This window comes from Rhizobium quercicola, from assembly GCF_021168455.1.
GTDB lineage: Bacteria > Pseudomonadota > Alphaproteobacteria > Rhizobiales > Rhizobiaceae > Ferranicluibacter > Ferranicluibacter quercicola.
Map to the genome: position 1 here is coordinate 22159 of NZ_JAJOZR010000016.1, position 15894 is coordinate 38052.

Here is a 15894-nt window from a genome sequence, read left to right on the forward strand (position 1 = left end):
GGACCTGAAATGCCGAACCGCGACCGTGAACTGAGTGAGCCGATAAAAGTTGCACAGGTTGCACCAAGTATTTTTCCCGTGCCCCCTCTCAACCATGGCGGGACGGAGAGGGTCATCCATGACCTGTCCGTCGGCCTGCGTGATCTGGGTTGCGAGGTAACCCTGTTTGCGCCATCCGACAGCGCGTGCCCCGTGCCGCGCATAGGTTCGCTCCCCAGCCTTCAATTCCTTGAAAAGAAATATGGTTCCGTTCCTCCCTCGTTACCGTCCGTTCTCGAAACGGTGCGAATGGAAGAGGTTCGCGGCCTGCTGGCGACGTTCGACGTCGTCCACTTCCACGGCGAGTTCTTTCACGCCGTCACGCTCGGCGAAAACCGTCGGAGATCGCTGACCACGATTCACTGGCGTGTGGACGAACTCGACCGGGAGTTGTTCTTTTCGGCTTTTCAGGATTTGCCCGTCGCGGCAATCTCGAAATCGCAGGAAGCCGCCTTGCCGGTCGCAAACCGCGCAGGGGTCGTCCTGCACGGTGTCGATCCCGCCCGCTTCGAGCCCAATCTTGCGCCGGAACCCTATCTCGCCTTCATCGGCCGCATGACCGACCAGAAGCGGCCGGACGTCGCCATCCGCGTCGCGCAGGCCGCCGGGCGCCCGATCCGGCTTGCGGGAACCATCGACGTCGGGAACCCGCTCTATTTCGACACGTATGTTCGTCCCCATCTGTCGGCGGATGCCGCCTATGTCGGTCCCGTCGACGACGCTGCGAAGAACGATCTCCTGCGCGGGGCGAGCGCGCTGCTGTTTCCTATCGACTGGCCCGAACCGTTCGGGCTGGTGATGATCGAGGCCATGGCCTGCGGGACGCCCGTGATTGCCTGGAACCGGGGGTCCGTGCCCGAAGTCGTGGAGCACGGCGTGACCGGCTTCATCGTCGAGACGGAGGCGGAGGCGATCTCGGCGCTGTCGCGCATCGATGAGCTTGACCGGAGCGTCATCCGCGCGCGGTTCGAGGCGCGCTTCACGGCGGACCGCATGGCGCAGGACTATCTCGACATCTACCGGAGGCTTCTGCAGCGATGATGCGCACCGCCCTGATCGCCTGGGATTACCCGCCCTCGCCGAGCGGCCTGTCGACGGCTGCCCGGGAGATCGCCGAAAGTCTCGTTGCCGAGAATTGCGAGGTCACGGTGTTTTCCGGCGATCGAACCGGCACCAGCATGCAGAACGGCGTGCGGATCATCGGCTGCGATATCCCGCGGCAGTCGTTCCTCGGTCGCCTGCGCACCACGGCCGGCTTCGGGCATCTTGCGGCACCTCGGCGCTTTCGCGATGCCGTTCTGTCCGCGCATGCAGCGACGCCGTTCGATGTGGTGGAGGCGACCAACTGGTACGCGCCGGCCGTCTTGCTGGCCGGACGCAAGGATCTGCCCCTCGTCACGCGCAATTCGACGCCTGCCTCCTGGTCGCGGGACGGTGCGCAATCCCTGCGAAACCGGTTCGATGGCTGGGCCGCCGACCTGTTCGAGCGCCGTCAGGCGAACGGCAGCGCGGCGCTGATTTCGAATACCGCGGAGCACGGCCGTCGCATTGCGGATCTCTACCGGCTGGGCGGCCGGCGGCCCCACGAAACGATCGGCCTCTCGTTGTCGGAGTCGATGCTGGAGCGAGCGGGCAAGGCGGGATATCCGTCCGGCAGTGTGCCGCTGCGTCTGCTGTTCGTCGGCCGCGCGGAGCCTCGCAAGGGCTTCAGGGAGCTCATGGATGCCGTGGCCGACGTTAGCCGGGATGCCGATCAGGGGCAGGTCCCGGACTTTCGGATCGACCTTCTGGGCGTGCCCGAGGACGATCTGCCCGAAGCGCTCTCACTTTCGGCGCGCCGGCGCATCCACGCCCTCGGGCGGCAGCAGGATGCCGTGCTGTTCGATCTCTACGAGGCGGCCCATATCGTTGCGGCCCCTTCGCGCTACGAAAGCTTCGGCCTTGTGTATCAGGAGGCGATTGCCTTCGGCCGCCCCGTCCTTGCATCAGCGGATGATCCGAGTGCGCGCGAATTCGTCGGCGCGACCGGCGCGGGCGTGCTTGCCGCCTCAACGCATGGCGAGGCCATCGCCGCCCGGCTGCGAGACTTGCTGACGTCGGAGGAATTGCGGACGCGCCTGCGTGCAAGCGCGCTTGCGGCTGCCGGCACCTTCACCCGCGCCACGCTCGGCCGCCAGACGCTGGATGTCTACACGCAGGCGATCGCTGCGGCGCGATCGGGGAAACCGTCATGAAGCACCTTGCGATCATCGGCAACGCACCGGAGTTCGACAGGCGGGCGGTAGACTTCGCCGACTTTGACCATATCGTCAGGTTCAACAACACGGCAGGCTTCGGCACCACGAGCGGAACGAAGATAAGCGAGCTAGTGCTGGTCAGTCGCGGCGGCCAGCCGGCCGAATGGCTGGCCGATCCCGCCTTCGTGCAGAGGCCGGCGGTACGGCAGGCGCGTCTCGTGACGCTCGTCTTTCCGCCATCGGACAAGCCTGACGACGCCTGCCATGCCGACGCGCTTCAACGCCTTCTGTCGCCGCATGGCAAGGCGGTCCGGTGCATCGATGCGGCGACGGAGGGCCGGGCACGCGCGTTGCTCGTTGCGCATGGCGGCGCTGCGACTGCCGCTCTGAGTTCGGGTTTCCTCTATACGTTCATGGCGCTCGAGGCCGAGGAAAGCCGCGCAGAACCCTTCCATGTCTTCGGGTTCGGCTTCGAGGGCTGGGACGGCCACGCCTGGGATGCCGAGCGATCCTGGTTTGAGGCCGGCCATGACGCCGGCCGGCTGGTTCTGCATCCCTTGCGACAGCGCGGATGACCTCGTGAACCAGACGCCGATGCCCCGTTGTCCCCTCTGCCAGGCGCGCGGCCTGGCGCCGACGACGCGCAGCTTGGCGCTGGAGAGCGAAGAGATCCGGTCGTTTCGCCTCGCCTGCTCGCATTGCGGTCTTCTCCTCGACGATGCCCCGGGCGCAGATGCGCAAGCCGCGTTCGAGGCGATCTGCGCCCGGCGTCCCGCCCATCTGCGGCCGGAGGACGTCATCGGGTGCGATATCTACACGTTGCGCACGCTGGCGACCCGGTTCGGCCTCGCCGCCTATCCGGCAGATCCGGCGCAGGCGCGGGACCTAGCAAGTCCGCACGGGCAGCGCGCCGGAAAGGCCGATCTGGTCGCACTTTCGAGCCTGCCGGCAACGCCTGTCTCGGTCGGAATCATGTGTTCCGAACGCGAGGCGGAGGGGGTGCTGGATACGGTGGCGCGGTATCGCGCATGGGCAGACGTCGTCGTCGTGCTGGTCGATCGCGCCGCAGACATGCCGATGCGTGCGCACGTCCGGCACGAAGACGGCATCAGCGTGGTGTCGCGGCATCTTGGCGGTGACTTTGCCGCGCAGCGGAATGCGCTGCAGGATCTCTCTCCCAGCGCCTGGATGCTCCAGCTCGATGCGGACGAGGATATCTCCGGGAATCTCGGGCGCGACCTGAAGCGGCTCGCCACGCTCGGCGACCAGCAGGGGATCCTCTCGATCGGCCTGCCCCGGATGAACTTCGTCGATGGCGTCCAGTCCGATCTCTACCCGGATCTGCAGTACCGCCTCAACCGCCGCGAGGTGCGGTATGAGGGGATCGTGCACGAGCGGCCGGCCCGTCCCTGGCAACGAAGCTTCATCGCGCTGTGCGGAGAGATCCGTCATCACCTGACCGCCGAGCACGTCGCCCGGCGATCGAAGGCTTATGAGGCTCTGCAACCCGGCGGTGGACGGCTCTTCGAGGAAGACGCGCTGAGCCGGCTGTTTTCGGCATGATCAGGTGCGACGTGACGCGATCGTGATGGTGCATCTCGCGCTGACTATAGGGGCGGGCGAACAATGATCGGGGCAACGCGTTGTCGCGTGCCCATCATGACCGAATAGGAATGCTCTTGCCCCTTCGCCTCCTCGTCGTCGACAGCGAAACTGCCGACCAGAAAGCCGAACGTCGTAAAACCAGCGGCGCTGCCTCCTTCCAATCCTACGCCTCCACGCTTCGCAAACTCTCTCCCGACGCCACCATCGCCACGGTCTGCTGCGTCGAGGGTCCGAACGACGTCTCGTTCGACCTTGGAGAATACGACGGCGTCCTCTTTGCCGGGTCTCCCATCCAGATGCATCAAGACACGGCCGAGGCCCGGTCCGCCGCCGCCTTCATGACGGGTGTCTTTGCGTCGGGCATCCCGGCATTCGGCTCCTGCGCCGGGCTGCAGATCGCCGCGACCGCCGCGGGAGGGCGCTGCAAGCCGCGCGATGCCGGCATGCAGGTGGGTTTTGCCCGTGATATCGTCGCGACGACGCCCGGCAGGCAGCATCCTCTTTTGGATGGACGCCCGCAGGTCTGGTCAGCACCCGCGATGCATTCGTGCATCGTTGATCAGTTGCCGCCGGGCGCAATCCGGCTTGCCGAGTCCCGCTCGACGCCCGTCGAAGCCGCGGAAATCCGGTCCGGCAACGGCGTGTTCTGGGGCGTCCAGTACCACCCGGAGCTCGATCTGGCGGAAATTGCCGCGTCCATCCGCCGCCAGAGTGATGACGTCATCGAAGAAGGACTCGCCGAGAATGAGGAGGCGCTGGACGCCTATGCCCGGACGCTGGAGACGCTGAACGACGATCCACAACGCCAAGACCTAGCATGGCAGATCGGCGTCAACGAGCAGGTGACCCTGCCAGTACGCCGGCAGACCGAACTCGCCAACTTCCTGAGGTTCCTGAAGACCTGACAAAACAGTCAACCTGTAACCGGAGCACGCGAGGGGGCTCATTTTCGGGTCAGACATCGCCAGCAGAGCGGCGGTTAACGGCAAGCGGCGGCCGATCAAGTTTGTGCTCTTGAAGGTGCTGGCTGGTGCATAGTGGAGCTGAACCGGATCTGGCACCGATGTACGTTGTCTGTGGCCTTTTGGCAGGGCTTCATCTACGTCGCGTTCGTAAACGATGCCTTCGCTCGCCGCATCGTCGGTTGGCGGGCAAGCCGGACCGCCCATGTGGGCTTTTTCCTCGATGCCCTCACCAGTCACTCCATGATCGGCAGGCCATCCATCGAGGCGGGCTAAAGCGTGTCGCGTCATACCGGATTCGGGATTCCCGTTTTTCTTGATCTGTGATTCCCTTTGCCCATGGAAGGAGAAGCACCATGGGCAAGCCGCATCCGATCGAGTTGCGTGAGCGTGTCGTTGCGTTTGTGAATGAAGGCAACAGTAACCGGGAAGCGGTGCGGCATTTCCGCGTTTCGCCTCGGTTCGTCAACAACATGATGATCCTGCAGCGTTCATCTGGTTCGCTTGCCGCGGCCAAGCAGGGCCATCCGCCTGGGGGAACAAAGCTTTCTGCCCATGTGGACTGGATCAGCTTGCGCGTGGCTCTCCACGGCGAAGTGACCTTGGACGAACTGTGTGTCGAGCTTGCAGAGCGCGGTATCGAAGTCCATCGCGCGACGGTCGGCCGGTTTCTGCACCGGCTCGGACTGAGCAATAAAAAAAAGCCTCAAGGCAAGCGAACAGTGCAGACCGGAGATCGCCAAGGCGCGTGACCTGTGGATCAATCGCCGAAAGCCGTTCTTCAACAAGGCTTTGTCGCAGCTGATCTTTATCGATGAGACGTCCACGAACACGCGCCTGACAAAACGCACCGGATGGTCAGCCAGAGGCAGCCGTTTTGCCGCCTATGCCCCGTTCGGCCACTGGAAAACCCAGACATTCATTGCCGGTCTGCGGTCCTATGGTCTGACCGCGCCATGGATCGTCAACGCACCGATGAACAGCCGCATCTTCGAAACATGGATCGAAACACAACTGGCGCCGACACTGTCGCCCGGTGACGTCGTTATCCTCGACAATGTCGGCTTCCACAAAAGCGAACGAGCAGAACACCTGGTCAAGCAGAAGGGGGCGTGGCTTCTGTTCCTGCCCCCCTATTCCCCGGACCTGAACCCTATCGAGATGGCGTTCTCAAAACGCAAGGCGCTTCTGCGAAAGCGAGCCGCACGCAGCTTCGATGCAATAACCCAGGCGCTCGGCGATATCATCAGCCTCTTCTCCGTTGCCGAATGCCGAAATTTCTTCAAAGCGGCAGGATATGAGGCAGAATAAATGCGACACGGTTTAGTTCATCATTCCGACCGCGGCTCGCAATATGTGTCCATTCGCTATTCCGAACCGCTGGTGGAGGCGGGCATCGAGCCTTCCGTCGGAAGTGTCGGCGACAGTTTGACAACGCTCCGGCGAAATGATCGACGGTCTTTACAAAGCTGAGGTCATCCATCGACGTGGGCAATGGCGCAACTTCGAAGCAGTGGAGTTTGCCACTTCGGAATGGGTAGATTGGTTCAACAACCGCCGCCTTCTGGAGCCCATCGGCATTACACCGCCAGCCGAAGCCGAAGAACGATACTACGCCATGCTGGACGCACCAGCAGTGGACCCGTAACTTAAACCACGCGGTCTCCTGTAAAGCCGGCGCGATTTAATCCGGCGGTGCTGCCCTTCTACTTGCATGTATTGGAAGACAGCGCGCGATTATGGGTGGTCGAAATAGAGAGGCTCATGGTCGCTGATCGGCATATCGTGACCAACGGTTCGATTCCTATCGAGAGCATATCTAGGGCACGTCATTTTCAGAAGGGGCGAAGAGCCTAAATTTTGATTGGAAACACTTAAACCATGGTCGTCGTTCCGCAATTTGACGCTAACCGCAAGTAGACTAGTCGCTGAGTGAAAGTCGCAGGAGTTTTATTCTCGTTCTTCATCGTGGATTAGAAGCAATATTCGCTTCAAATTGCTCATCTAACGCTCGGAAAAAATCAGTCGTCATCCTGCTTTTTTGCCGCTCTCTCTATTCATTGCTGCTGATAGGCTGTGTCGTCATTCCGTCGAACTGCTTCACGAAGGCTTGCTTTTTTACCGCAAGCGAAAGCCTGCCCAGTTTATATGATAGAAGGCCTCGCTCGACCGCCCAATCCGATCCCAAATCAAGGCACTCTACGCTTGGACAAAGAAATACGTTCGCAGCTTGCATGCGCGAAAGTGAATACGATGAGGTTCGAGACCGGCTCGCCTGATCACGATACCGGCTACCACGTTGATATAAGCGGCGGAGCCACTTTGTTGGACGGTCTCAGTCGATCGGCGGGCCCACGAATTCGATGCCGTTCTTGTTGCAAAGCTCGGCAAGCTTCTGCTGCTCCGCTTCTGTAAACGGCAATTGGGGAGGAATTTCCGGCCGTTCGGCAGGTGTCGAGGCCGCGCGGACCATGTCTTCGAACGTGCCATTGGTGATCGTCAGGAACCGGACCCGTGGTGAGACGATCTTGAATGCATGTACCTTGCCGCCAGCGACGTTAAGCGACCCGCCAGCGCCGATTTCTGAGATGGCTCCCTCCACCATAAATCGCACTGTCCCTTCGAGTACGTAAAAGGTCTCGTCCTCATTGTGGTGGACATGCGGTGGAACGAAGAAGCCATCAAGCATATGATGCTCAATCAGTGAAACGCCAGCAGCGCTTTCCGATTGCGGAAGTAAGATGTTGAGATATGCGTTCATGAACCAACGGCCGTCTTCGGACATGGGAAACCTATTCTGGTTGGGAGGCGTGCGTAACATTCAGCCACGCCACTTGAGCGGAGAAGCTTTGCATCTACCGAGGCATCTCGCCTTCGATCCCGGCCGGTCTCGCTCGGTGGTCCGTTCTAGCGAAATAAGCAGATCTTGATAAGATCGATGATCGATCATCACTGGCAGGATAATTTGCATGAGAACCCTCGATCCTCTAGCGGGTATTGCCGCCTTCCTCAGTGTTGCAGAGACCCTCAGCTTCTCGAGGGCAGCCGAGGCCCTCGATCTGTCGCGAGCAACGGTCGGTGCCCAGGTGCAGGACCTCGAGCGCCGCCTAGGAATCCGGCTTCTGCAGCGCACGACCCGGACAGTTTCTCTCACCGAAGCAGGCAATGCCTATCTACAGGCGCTCAGCGGCGTGCTCCCTCAAGTGCGTGAGGCTGAGCGGGCCGCGAGCGCGTTCCAGAAGGAAGCGATCGGTCGGCTGCGGGTATCCTCGGCACCCGATCTCGGGCCGGACCATCTCGTTCCCGTAATCGCAAAGTTTTTGGAGCTAAATCCCGGCCTGTCCATAGACCTGGACCTGTCTCTTCAAACCGTCAACCTGGTCGAGGAGAAGTTCGATCTGGCTATCCGCGGTACGATTTCGCTAGAGCCTCACGTGATTACGCGGCAGATTGGTGCATCGCCGATCGTCGTATGTGCCTCGCCGTCCTATCTAGCGCGCCACGATAAACCAAAGCACCCAGATGAGCTCTCACAACATTCCTGTCTGCATTTTCGAAACTGCGCTGGGGTAGGGTATGGCACTTCCGACAAGACGATATCAGTGTTCGTGTCCCGATCGTACCGCGGCTTGAATGCAATGACGGGCGCAGCCTGTTAGCCGCTGCCATATCGGACATGGGCATTGCATTGGAACCCGCGTTCGTCGTGGGGCCCGCAATTCGCGCCGGACAATTGGTTCAGGTCTTAAGCGATTGGGACATTGCCACTATCCCGGTGCATGCGGTCTATCCCGCCAACCGCCATATCGCCATCAAGGTCAAAACGTTTGTGTCGTTTCTCGTCGATCAGCTCTCCGACCATCCTGATCTGCGAGAAGAACTGGGTTGAGCATGTGTGCCCATTAGCACCTGAGATCAGCTACTGGACTGTCATTCCGCGCATCGCGTGCGAACCTGACAAGTTTGAATCCGCCACGATCGGTCGCTCGCTCGCTCCGCAAGATGGAGGGATAAGTATCTTGTGGAATCCGAGAGGCCGGGCGAGCGGTAGGGCCTTGTTCACCCTAACGAGATGCGCCGGATGCCCGACAGTGAAGCCGGTTTCATAACAACCATCCGGGAAATGTCTACCAATTGTCGAGGTGGCGTAGTATCGCACGCCGTCCTCGGGGGAAATCAGATGCGTTACTCGATATATTTTGCGCTCTCTGCGGCGGCCGCGCTCCTATGTGGCTGCCAAGGGGCATCGTCGCCGGGTGCGCCGGCGACACAACTGACAGCGGCAGACGACAGAAACGCCAAGCCTGCAACGGCGGAGGAAGAGGCACGATTTCTTGCGGCCGGCGAACGGCAGAACCGGATGGCTCCTGCCCAGGTAGCCTCATCGCTTGACCCGACTGGGCTGTCGCAGAATGCCGTTCAGGCCGCAGCGCGGCCCGATATGGAGGAGATGCAGCGGCTGATGCCCGCTATGACAGCCAGGAACAGGCAGCGGACTACTGAGTTCTGTGCCGCGCGTCCGCAAATGGCCGAGTGCCAAGAATACGCGCGTCTGATGAAGGAAGCGCGACAGCAGGGGCTTGCCGACTGATCTCGTCAGTTCACATCCTGCTATATGGTCGAGGCGGCTGAGGCTGACGAGAGGTTATTTGTAGAAGTGTTGTGGCAAACAATCATACGGCAGGTTCAACTTCGGTAATAGGAGCCTGTCCAGCCGAAGACCAGTACTAAAGTGACCGCAAAGCTTTGAACCCATATCTTTGTTGAGGCGCGTCTCGCTGGTCCGTGTCGGCACAAGATGACGAAACAGCCAGAGAACGAAGCGTGGTTCAAGTCGTAATTAGGAGCAGCACGTAGCTTAGTACCGTGACGACGAGGCCACGAAAAGCCAGGGTTACGAAACGGTACTTGCTCTGCGCGATCACTGAAAGCACGTCGACGTTGTCGATGTACTGGCGGAAAAGATAGTTGATGTCGCGCGCCGCGGCAGCCGAACTAAACGCATCCTTGTGCTGAGCCCAGCCGCCCCAGAACAGCGTCGTGGTCTTGACCGCGCGTCTTGGCAGGATAACCATGATGGCGCAGATGATGCAGAAAATCGTAGAACAAGCAAGGATAGCTGATGGGAATGCCGTCTCGATCCGGAACGGGACATAGCGACCGAACGAAAATACGCCGCGCCCATCACTCGACGAAATCAGAAACGCAAGCATGAACGTGAAAATATAGGCCGCCTTCTGATCCGATATTTTTATCTGGTCATAGAAAATCTCGTTCACGGTTTTGATGTGGTCGAAATACTCTTTGTCGGCGAGAGCGCTTTCCACGGTGCGCGCGGCTGTGCGCGCATCATACATGCCATCTGCGTCCATTGCTCGCCTCCACGTGCGCAGTGTCCTCGTGTTGCTAAAATCATAGTTGAAAACTTTATGCAACGTTTGGCTACCCAAGTATCTTGACTTTTTGCTGAGCCAAATTCAGTCATCAGCCGGGGTCTGAGGGAAATTTGGGATGAGAAGCGGCATAGTGGCCGTCGTGGCGGCGTCCGCAACTATAATGTGCGCAGGCGTAATGAGAGCCGAACCCTTGCTGCGGGCACAGTCTGCAGCAGGCTCCGTCATTGCGCGTAAATCCGGTGAAGAGATCCGGTTTGTCGAGAAAGACGGCTGGTCGATCGTCGATCTCTCCCAGGACGTCGTCAATGGCGATATTCTTCGCACAAATGCCGCCGGGCAGCTTGCCGTCCTCTTCTCCGACCGAACGCAGATGCGCCTTGGTCGCAACACCTCGCTGCTCGTCAAGAAGGTCAACGGTGGTGGGGCCGATGCCAGCGTTGAGCTGCAGTCGGGAACTATATGGGCCCGGGCTGAGCGCGGCGGGTCCGGACTGGCCATTGACACACCGGCCGCCACGGCTGCCATCCGCGGAACCGATTGGACACTTTCGGTGGATGCAGGAGGTAAGACCTCACTCACCGTTCTCGACGGCGTCGTTGATCTCAGCAACGCACTCGGGAGCGTGCGGGTAACGAAAGGAGAGGGCGCTGTTGCTGCCATTGGGCAGGCCCCACGCAAGGTGATTGTCCTCAATTCGAGCGATCGCGAGCAGATGCTGTATTACCTCGAACTGCGGGATGCCTTTCCGTTCCTGCCGGCATCGCCCTTGCCGGGGCCGGATATGCGACGGAGCCGTGCCGCACTTCTCGCCCTTCCGCCCGAGCGTCGTACCGCCGAGGACTGGCTGACGCTGGCCGAGGTGAACTTCACCATTTCGGGCAAGGCAGAGGCTCTGGCGACGCTGGCCGCGGTGCGCCGGCAGCGCCTGAATACGCGACAGGGCGCGCGGGTCGCTCTTCTCGACGCCCTGATCGCCGGATCGGAGCGGCGCTATGACGAGGCCGCGGCGCTGTTTGACCGCGCCGCGCCGAACCTCGATGATGCGCGCAGGTCTGTCGCGCTCTATGGTGCATACTTCGCCAGTTCCCTGGCGGATCCAAGCCATGTGGAACGGCCGCCAAGTGTCGGCGTGGGCGCCGCCGCGATCGTCGGAGAAGTGTTTACGGTCGGTTTCCGGGACAATCTGCGGGCAACAATCGACTTGTTGAAAGGTGCTGAAGCCCGCTACCCGAACAACGCCCTTCTACCGGCGATCCGGGCGAAGGTCGCTCTGGTTATGGGCGACCGTGAACAGGCGCAGGCCGCCATTGCCGTCGCCCTAGCCCGAGACCCCGGCCAGGCCACGGCTTTGGAAGCGCGAGCCGATTTCGAGGCCGGCGTGCGTGGCAATCTCGGTGGAGCCTTGGCCGACCTTCAAGCGGCGCTTGTTTCCGAGCCGGGCAATGCCACGATCTGGAATTCCCTCGGCCTGCTTCAATCTGCTCGCGGCGCAGGACGAGAGGCGGAGACGGCGTTCCGAAAAGCCATCGCGCTCGATCCGATGTCGCCCCTGCACCACGCCAATCTCGCCGGGCTCTATCTCGAGGAACAGCGGGTCGAGGACGCGAGGCGTGAGATTGACCGGGCGCTCGAGATCGAGCCTGGTTTCGACATCGCGCTTATCACACGGGGACGATATTATCTGCAGACCGGCGAGAAGGACAAGGCGATCGCCGATCTTCTAGCAGGCTCGACGGCCAATCCCGCTTACGCGCAAGGCCAGCTCCTGCTCGCAGCCGCCCTCTACGCAAATGGTGAGCAGGGTGCTGCGGATCAGGCGCTGGACAACGCCGACCGGCTTGATCCGAACGATCCCGTGATCGCGGCCTATCGCACGTCCATCGCGATCGAGGATCACGATGCGGATGGCGCCATACGCAACGCCCAGGACTATCTGAAGCGGTCACGGCAGCGTGGGGGCGATTTCGGCTCCGTGGGCGCAAACCAGGAAGCAGGCTCGGTTCTCAACGACGCGTTCCGCCTGCAGGGGCTTGATGCCTGGGGGCAGTTCTACGGCGATATCGTCTTTGATCCGTTCGCCAGCACGTCCTACCTCGACCAGACCGTGCGCGGCAGCGTCAATCCGTTCGCCAACAGCTTCAGCTATGGGGTCAACACGATCGATCCCTCCGGCAACGGAAGCAGCTACTCGTCCTTCCTGAAGGCGCTACTTCTCGATCCGCACCTGCTTGCCGGCAGCGAACGCCAGGCAAATCTGGTGCGCATGCCGTTTACCGAAACCGCGCTGACGACGGGCATCAACTTCACCAACACTGGCTCGGAATGGGTTAAGGGCGGGCAGATACAAGGCTTCACGCAAACGCCTTTCCCGATCAGCTTTTTCGGCAACCTGTCATGGGAAGCGCGTGATGACGAGCGCGTCGGCGCAGACGGCACGGATGCTTTGAGTGGAACCACCGATATCACCGGCGGCAACGGCTACATCACAGCCAGCCCGACGCCGGACGATCATATCGTTGCCTATGTCAATAGCGGTGACAATGACAGTCTTGTCGAGGCCGATAGGCGCTTCCTTGCGGGCATTCCGGCTGAGTCGTCGTCTCGCGACACAAACCAGCAGCAGAGCGCAAACTTTGGTATCGGCTGGAGCCATTCGTTTGGATACAAGAACATTCTGAATGCCGCAATCTTCGGGAGCAATATCGAAGGCTCCAGCCGCGCGGCCGGCGACTTCTCGTTGGGCGGCATTCCTTTCGGATTCGAACGTCAGCAGGATCTAGGCGAGAAAAGCCGGATTGCGGCCTTCGGCTATACGATCGGCGCAGAGGCGGCCACTCTTCGGGTTGGCATTGAGGGTGGAAACGTCAACGCAACGTCAAGATCAATTTCACGTCTATTTTTTCTCAACGGAGATCGCACGCCCGGTCCGCTCATTGAGGATGTGGTCTCAATCAACGACGCAAATGTTACGACCTGGATATCCTACATTGACGCACTCTATGATGAAATCCCGGGCCTGAGACTCGAAGCGGCTTTGTTTGCGCGCAGGATGACAGGCGATACCGTGGATGTCGCCCGATTGGAGCCGCGTGCGGGTCTTGCCTGGGAAGTTGCTGAGGGGCAGTGGCTTCGTTTCGGCTATCTTCGGGAAGGCTTTACACAGTCGACGCCCACCCTTGCGCCCGTGGGGGTCGTCGCGCTGCAATCTAACCAGCTGCCGCTGTCGATCGATGGCTATGCCGATACGCTGGCTGCCCGCTGGGATGCCCAGTGGACGGACCGCTTCTTCACGGCCGTCGACTATCAGCACCAGGCCGTGCGCAATCTCCTGATTGCCGATCCCCTGTCGCTCCCCGTCGTCGATCTCGTCGGCGGCAATGTAGCGCGCGGGCGGATCGACCGGGTCAGCGTTACCGGCAACCTCGCCCTCGGCAGCGGCGTCGGCCTGACCGCGACCTATGCGCGGGCGTCTTCGCGCAACGACGACCCGACAAGTGGCGGCTATCGCGACGCCTTAACCTATGTCCCGCGGGATGCCGCCCAGCTCGCACTGACCTTTGTCAATCCGATCGGCATCGCAGCGACGGTCGCCGGAAATTACACGGGCCGGCGGGCCAGCAATCTGGCCGGTAAAACGCTTGGCGACTACTGGACGCTCGACGCAAATGTCAGCTGGGAGTCGTCGGATGGCCGGGTGCAGCTCGATCTCGGTGGCTACAACCTCACAGACGAGGCCTTCTACGTTTCGGCGGGCACCGCAGGATGGGCGCGGTCCGTGAAGGCACAGATGACGGTTCGCTTCTGATGGCACGGCGTCGAGGAGAGGGCTGTCCGGCAGGGGTGCCCGATCTTGCCGCCGTCGATTGGAGGAAACGCCTGTATGGCCTCTCGATCGTCACGCTTCTTTCGGTGCTTCTGTTTGCTTCCATCGCCCAGACATCACCGTGGCATCTTCTGGAGATGCGGGCCTTTGACTACCTGTCGACGATTGCGCCTCCGACACGCCCCGCCGATAGTCCCGTGATCGTTGCGATTGATGAGCCCTCGATGATGGAGATCGGCACACAGTGGCCCTGGCCCCGCTCATTGCACGGAGAACTCGTGACGGCGCTTCGGGCGGCAGGTGCACGTGCGATCGCGCTGGATATCATTTTCGCCGAGCCCGCGGCGGATCCAGCACAGGATGCACGGCTTGCTGCAGTGCTCGGGCCGGACGTCGTGCTCGCTGGCGATGAAGCTTTGATCCGAACCCCTCACGCCGATCAGTTCGTCCGTACGGAGCCGCTTGCCCAACTGACGACGACCGGTGCCCGGATCGGCATTGCGTCTGTTAGCCTTGATGCCGATGGAGTCCTGCGACGCGTCCCCGCCTATCACGACGGTCTTGCGCGTCAACTCTTGGACGTTGCCGGTCGACCTGCAGAGATCGCGGCAGGCGAGAAGCTGACACAGACATTCGGACCGGCCCGGACTTACGATACGGTGTCCTACTATCAAGCGCTTCATCCGGACCAATTTCTTCCCCAGGATACCTTCAGGGGACGCACGGTGATCGTCGGTCTGAGCCTTCAAAATGCCCCGACGCTCGATGCGGCTGCGGCCGATGCCTTTCCGACATCCGATACGCTTCATAGCGGCCGTCTTGTATCTGGTGCCGAAATTCAAGCGACGCTGTTCGACAACCTTTCGGCAGGTCTTTTTATCAAGCCGGCCGGTCCGCTCCTTCGCATGCTGAGCATCGTCGGGGCATCGGTCATCGCTGCTATCATTGCTCGTGGCGAAACTGGTTGGACAACGGCGCAAGCCGCCCTGTTTGTCGTTGGTGGTGCGGTCGTGGGCGCCGGCCTGTCGTTGCGGTACGGACGCGTTTTCATTCCACCGCTCGCACCGCTTGGCTCCTTTCTCCTCGTTTGCGGCGTCAAGGCGAGCGTCGATTTTGCTGCGGAGCGCCGCCGCCGCCGCGCGATCACCTCCGCGTTTTCGCAGTATCTCGCCCCGGCTGTCGTCGCAAAGCTCGCAGCAAATCCGACAATGCTGAAACTTGGCGGCGAGCGGCGCGTCCTGACGATCCTTTTTTGCGACGTTCGCGGGTTCACCACGATATCCGAAGCTTTGAAAGACGATCCTGAGCAGTTGACGACGCTTATCAACCGGCTTTTGACGCCCTTGTCGGATATTGTGCTGGAAAGCGGCGGCACCATCGACAAGTACATCGGCGACTGCATTATGGCCTTCTGGAATGCTCCGCTCGACGTGCCTGATCACGCCGTTCGCGCGGTTCGTGCCGCCCTTGCGATGCTCGAAGCGGTGGATATGCTGAATGGACAATTGCAGGCCGAAGCACAGGATGCAGGCCGCGATCCTCCACCGTCATTGCGGATCGGCATCGGCATCAACACGGGTGCCTGCATCGTCGGGAACATGGGTTCGACTCGTCGGTTCGACTACTCGGTCCTCGGAGACAGCGTCAATCTGGCTTCGCGCCTGGAAGGCGAGTCCAAGAATTATGGCGTACCGCTTCTCATAGGCGAAACCACTGCCGCTTTGGTTCGCGATACGATCTCCGTGACTGAGCTTGACCGTATCACAGTCAAGGGACGTACCGGCCTTTCTGCCGTGTTTGCCGTCCTGCCGGTTCACGGAAATCAGTAGACA

General features: G+C 61.0%; 14 protein-coding genes and 2 pseudogenes. 14 read left to right on the forward strand and 2 right to left on the reverse strand.

The genetic code is table 11. The features are described from left to right. The first annotated feature begins 9 nt into the window (after nucleotides 1-9). The 9 genes and pseudogenes from LRX75_RS20600 to LRX75_RS20635 all read left to right on the forward strand — a co-directional run. Nucleotides 10-1080 carry a glycosyltransferase family 4 protein gene (locus LRX75_RS20600; protein WP_231816526.1) on the forward strand — a complete coding sequence of 357 codons (1071 nt, stop codon included), beginning with the start codon at nucleotides 10-12 and terminating at the stop codon, nucleotides 1078-1080. Next, complete coding sequence (locus LRX75_RS20605; RefSeq protein WP_231816587.1) at nucleotides 1080-2273, forward strand: glycosyltransferase family 4 protein; 1194 nt, start codon at nucleotides 1080-1082, stop codon at nucleotides 2271-2273. Before LRX75_RS20600 ends, LRX75_RS20605 begins: the two co-directional genes overlap by 1 nt. Then, nucleotides 2270-2851, forward strand: a complete 582-nt coding sequence (locus LRX75_RS20610) for a hypothetical protein (RefSeq protein WP_231816527.1) — start codon at nucleotides 2270-2272, stop codon at nucleotides 2849-2851. Before LRX75_RS20605 ends, LRX75_RS20610 begins: the two co-directional genes overlap by 4 nt. Next, nucleotides 2805-3839, forward strand: coding sequence for a glycosyltransferase family protein (locus tag LRX75_RS20615; RefSeq protein ID WP_231816528.1), 1035 nt, complete (start codon nucleotides 2805-2807; stop codon nucleotides 3837-3839). Before LRX75_RS20610 ends, LRX75_RS20615 begins: the two co-directional genes overlap by 47 nt. A 116-nt stretch (nucleotides 3840-3955) precedes the next feature. After that, complete coding sequence (locus tag LRX75_RS20620; protein WP_231816529.1) at nucleotides 3956-4786, forward strand: type 1 glutamine amidotransferase; 831 nt, start codon at nucleotides 3956-3958, stop codon at nucleotides 4784-4786. Nucleotides 4787-4957: 171 nt separating this feature from the next. Further along, nucleotides 4958-5118, forward strand: a pseudogene (locus LRX75_RS23470) (IS3 family transposase); the annotation flags it as partial. A gap of 81 nt (nucleotides 5119-5199) precedes the next feature. Then, nucleotides 5200-5595 carry a helix-turn-helix domain-containing protein gene (locus LRX75_RS20625; protein ID WP_231816530.1) on the forward strand — a complete coding sequence of 132 codons (396 nt, stop codon included), beginning with the start codon at nucleotides 5200-5202 and terminating at the stop codon, nucleotides 5593-5595. A gap of 40 nt (nucleotides 5596-5635) precedes the next feature. Continuing rightward, on the forward strand, nucleotides 5636-6154 hold the full coding sequence (locus tag LRX75_RS20630) for an IS630 family transposase (protein WP_231816531.1): 519 nt from the start codon (nucleotides 5636-5638) through the stop codon (nucleotides 6152-6154). Nucleotides 6155-6163: 9 nt separating this feature from the next. Next, nucleotides 6164-6491 (forward strand): annotated as a pseudogene (locus LRX75_RS20635) (IS3 family transposase); the annotation flags it as partial. 687 nt (nucleotides 6492-7178) lie between these two features. On the opposite strand, the gene LRX75_RS20640 reads toward LRX75_RS20635, so the two are convergent. Further along, entirely contained in the window at nucleotides 7179-7628 is a 450-nt protein-coding gene (locus tag LRX75_RS20640; RefSeq protein WP_231816532.1) for a cupin domain-containing protein, read from the reverse strand. A 184-nt stretch (nucleotides 7629-7812) separates the two neighbouring features. Between LRX75_RS20640 and LRX75_RS20645 the strand changes: the two genes are divergently transcribed. From LRX75_RS20645 to LRX75_RS20650, 3 genes are all read left to right on the forward strand, one after another. Beyond that, entirely contained in the window at nucleotides 7813-8502 is a 690-nt protein-coding gene (locus LRX75_RS20645; RefSeq protein ID WP_269456287.1) for a LysR family transcriptional regulator, read from the forward strand. Beyond that, nucleotides 8460-8732 carry a LysR substrate-binding domain-containing protein gene (locus LRX75_RS23315; RefSeq protein ID WP_338110344.1) on the forward strand — a complete coding sequence of 91 codons (273 nt, stop codon included), beginning with the start codon at nucleotides 8460-8462 and terminating at the stop codon, nucleotides 8730-8732. Before LRX75_RS20645 ends, LRX75_RS23315 begins: the two co-directional genes overlap by 43 nt. Nucleotides 8733-8924: 192 nt before the next feature. Continuing rightward, nucleotides 8925-9434 (forward strand): hypothetical protein, encoded by a 510-nt coding sequence (locus LRX75_RS20650; protein ID WP_231816533.1) that lies wholly within the window; start codon nucleotides 8925-8927, stop codon nucleotides 9432-9434. A gap of 238 nt (nucleotides 9435-9672) precedes the next feature. Here the strand turns inward: LRX75_RS20650 and LRX75_RS20655 are convergent, their stop codons facing one another. Beyond that, complete coding sequence (locus tag LRX75_RS20655; RefSeq protein WP_231816588.1) at nucleotides 9673-10200, reverse strand: Pycsar system effector family protein; 528 nt, start codon at nucleotides 10198-10200, stop codon at nucleotides 9673-9675. A 229-nt stretch (nucleotides 10201-10429) separates the two neighbouring features. Here LRX75_RS20655 and LRX75_RS20660 point away from each other — a divergent pair, with 229 nt between their 5' ends. Both LRX75_RS20660 and LRX75_RS20665 read left to right on the forward strand, forming a co-directional pair. Continuing rightward, on the forward strand, nucleotides 10430-14044 hold the full coding sequence (locus tag LRX75_RS20660) for a FecR domain-containing protein (protein ID WP_231816534.1): 3615 nt from the start codon (nucleotides 10430-10432) through the stop codon (nucleotides 14042-14044). A 35-nt stretch (nucleotides 14045-14079) separates the two neighbouring features. Next, nucleotides 14080-15891 (forward strand): CHASE2 domain-containing protein, encoded by a 1812-nt coding sequence (locus tag LRX75_RS20665; protein WP_420851244.1) that lies wholly within the window; start codon nucleotides 14080-14082, stop codon nucleotides 15889-15891. The last annotated feature ends 3 nt before the right edge of the window (nucleotides 15892-15894 follow it).

What these genes read in the sequence shown, in the direction of transcription:
- LRX75_RS20600 (WP_231816526.1), top strand. Translation starts at nt 10, where the DNA reads ATGCCGAACCGCGACCGTGAACTGAGTGAGCCGATAAAAGTTGCACAG.
- LRX75_RS20645 (WP_269456287.1), top strand. Translation starts at nt 7,813, where the DNA reads ATGAGAACCCTCGATCCTCTAGCGGGTATTGCCGCCTTCCTCAGTGTT.
- LRX75_RS20640 (WP_231816532.1), bottom strand. Translation starts at nt 7,628, where the DNA reads ATGTCCGAAGACGGCCGTTGGTTCATGAACGCATATCTCAACATCTTA.
- LRX75_RS20610 (WP_231816527.1), top strand. Translation starts at nt 2,270, where the DNA reads ATGAAGCACCTTGCGATCATCGGCAACGCACCGGAGTTCGACAGGCGG.
- LRX75_RS20625 (WP_231816530.1), top strand. Translation starts at nt 5,200, where the DNA reads ATGGGCAAGCCGCATCCGATCGAGTTGCGTGAGCGTGTCGTTGCGTTT.
- LRX75_RS20650 (WP_231816533.1), top strand. Translation starts at nt 8,925, where the DNA reads ATGCCCGACAGTGAAGCCGGTTTCATAACAACCATCCGGGAAATGTCT.
- LRX75_RS20655 (WP_231816588.1), bottom strand. Translation starts at nt 10,200, where the DNA reads ATGTATGATGCGCGCACAGCCGCGCGCACCGTGGAAAGCGCTCTCGCC.
- LRX75_RS20605 (WP_231816587.1), top strand. Translation starts at nt 1,080, where the DNA reads ATGCGCACCGCCCTGATCGCCTGGGATTACCCGCCCTCGCCGAGCGGC.
- LRX75_RS20615 (WP_231816528.1), top strand. Translation starts at nt 2,805, where the DNA reads ATGACGCCGGCCGGCTGGTTCTGCATCCCTTGCGACAGCGCGGATGAC.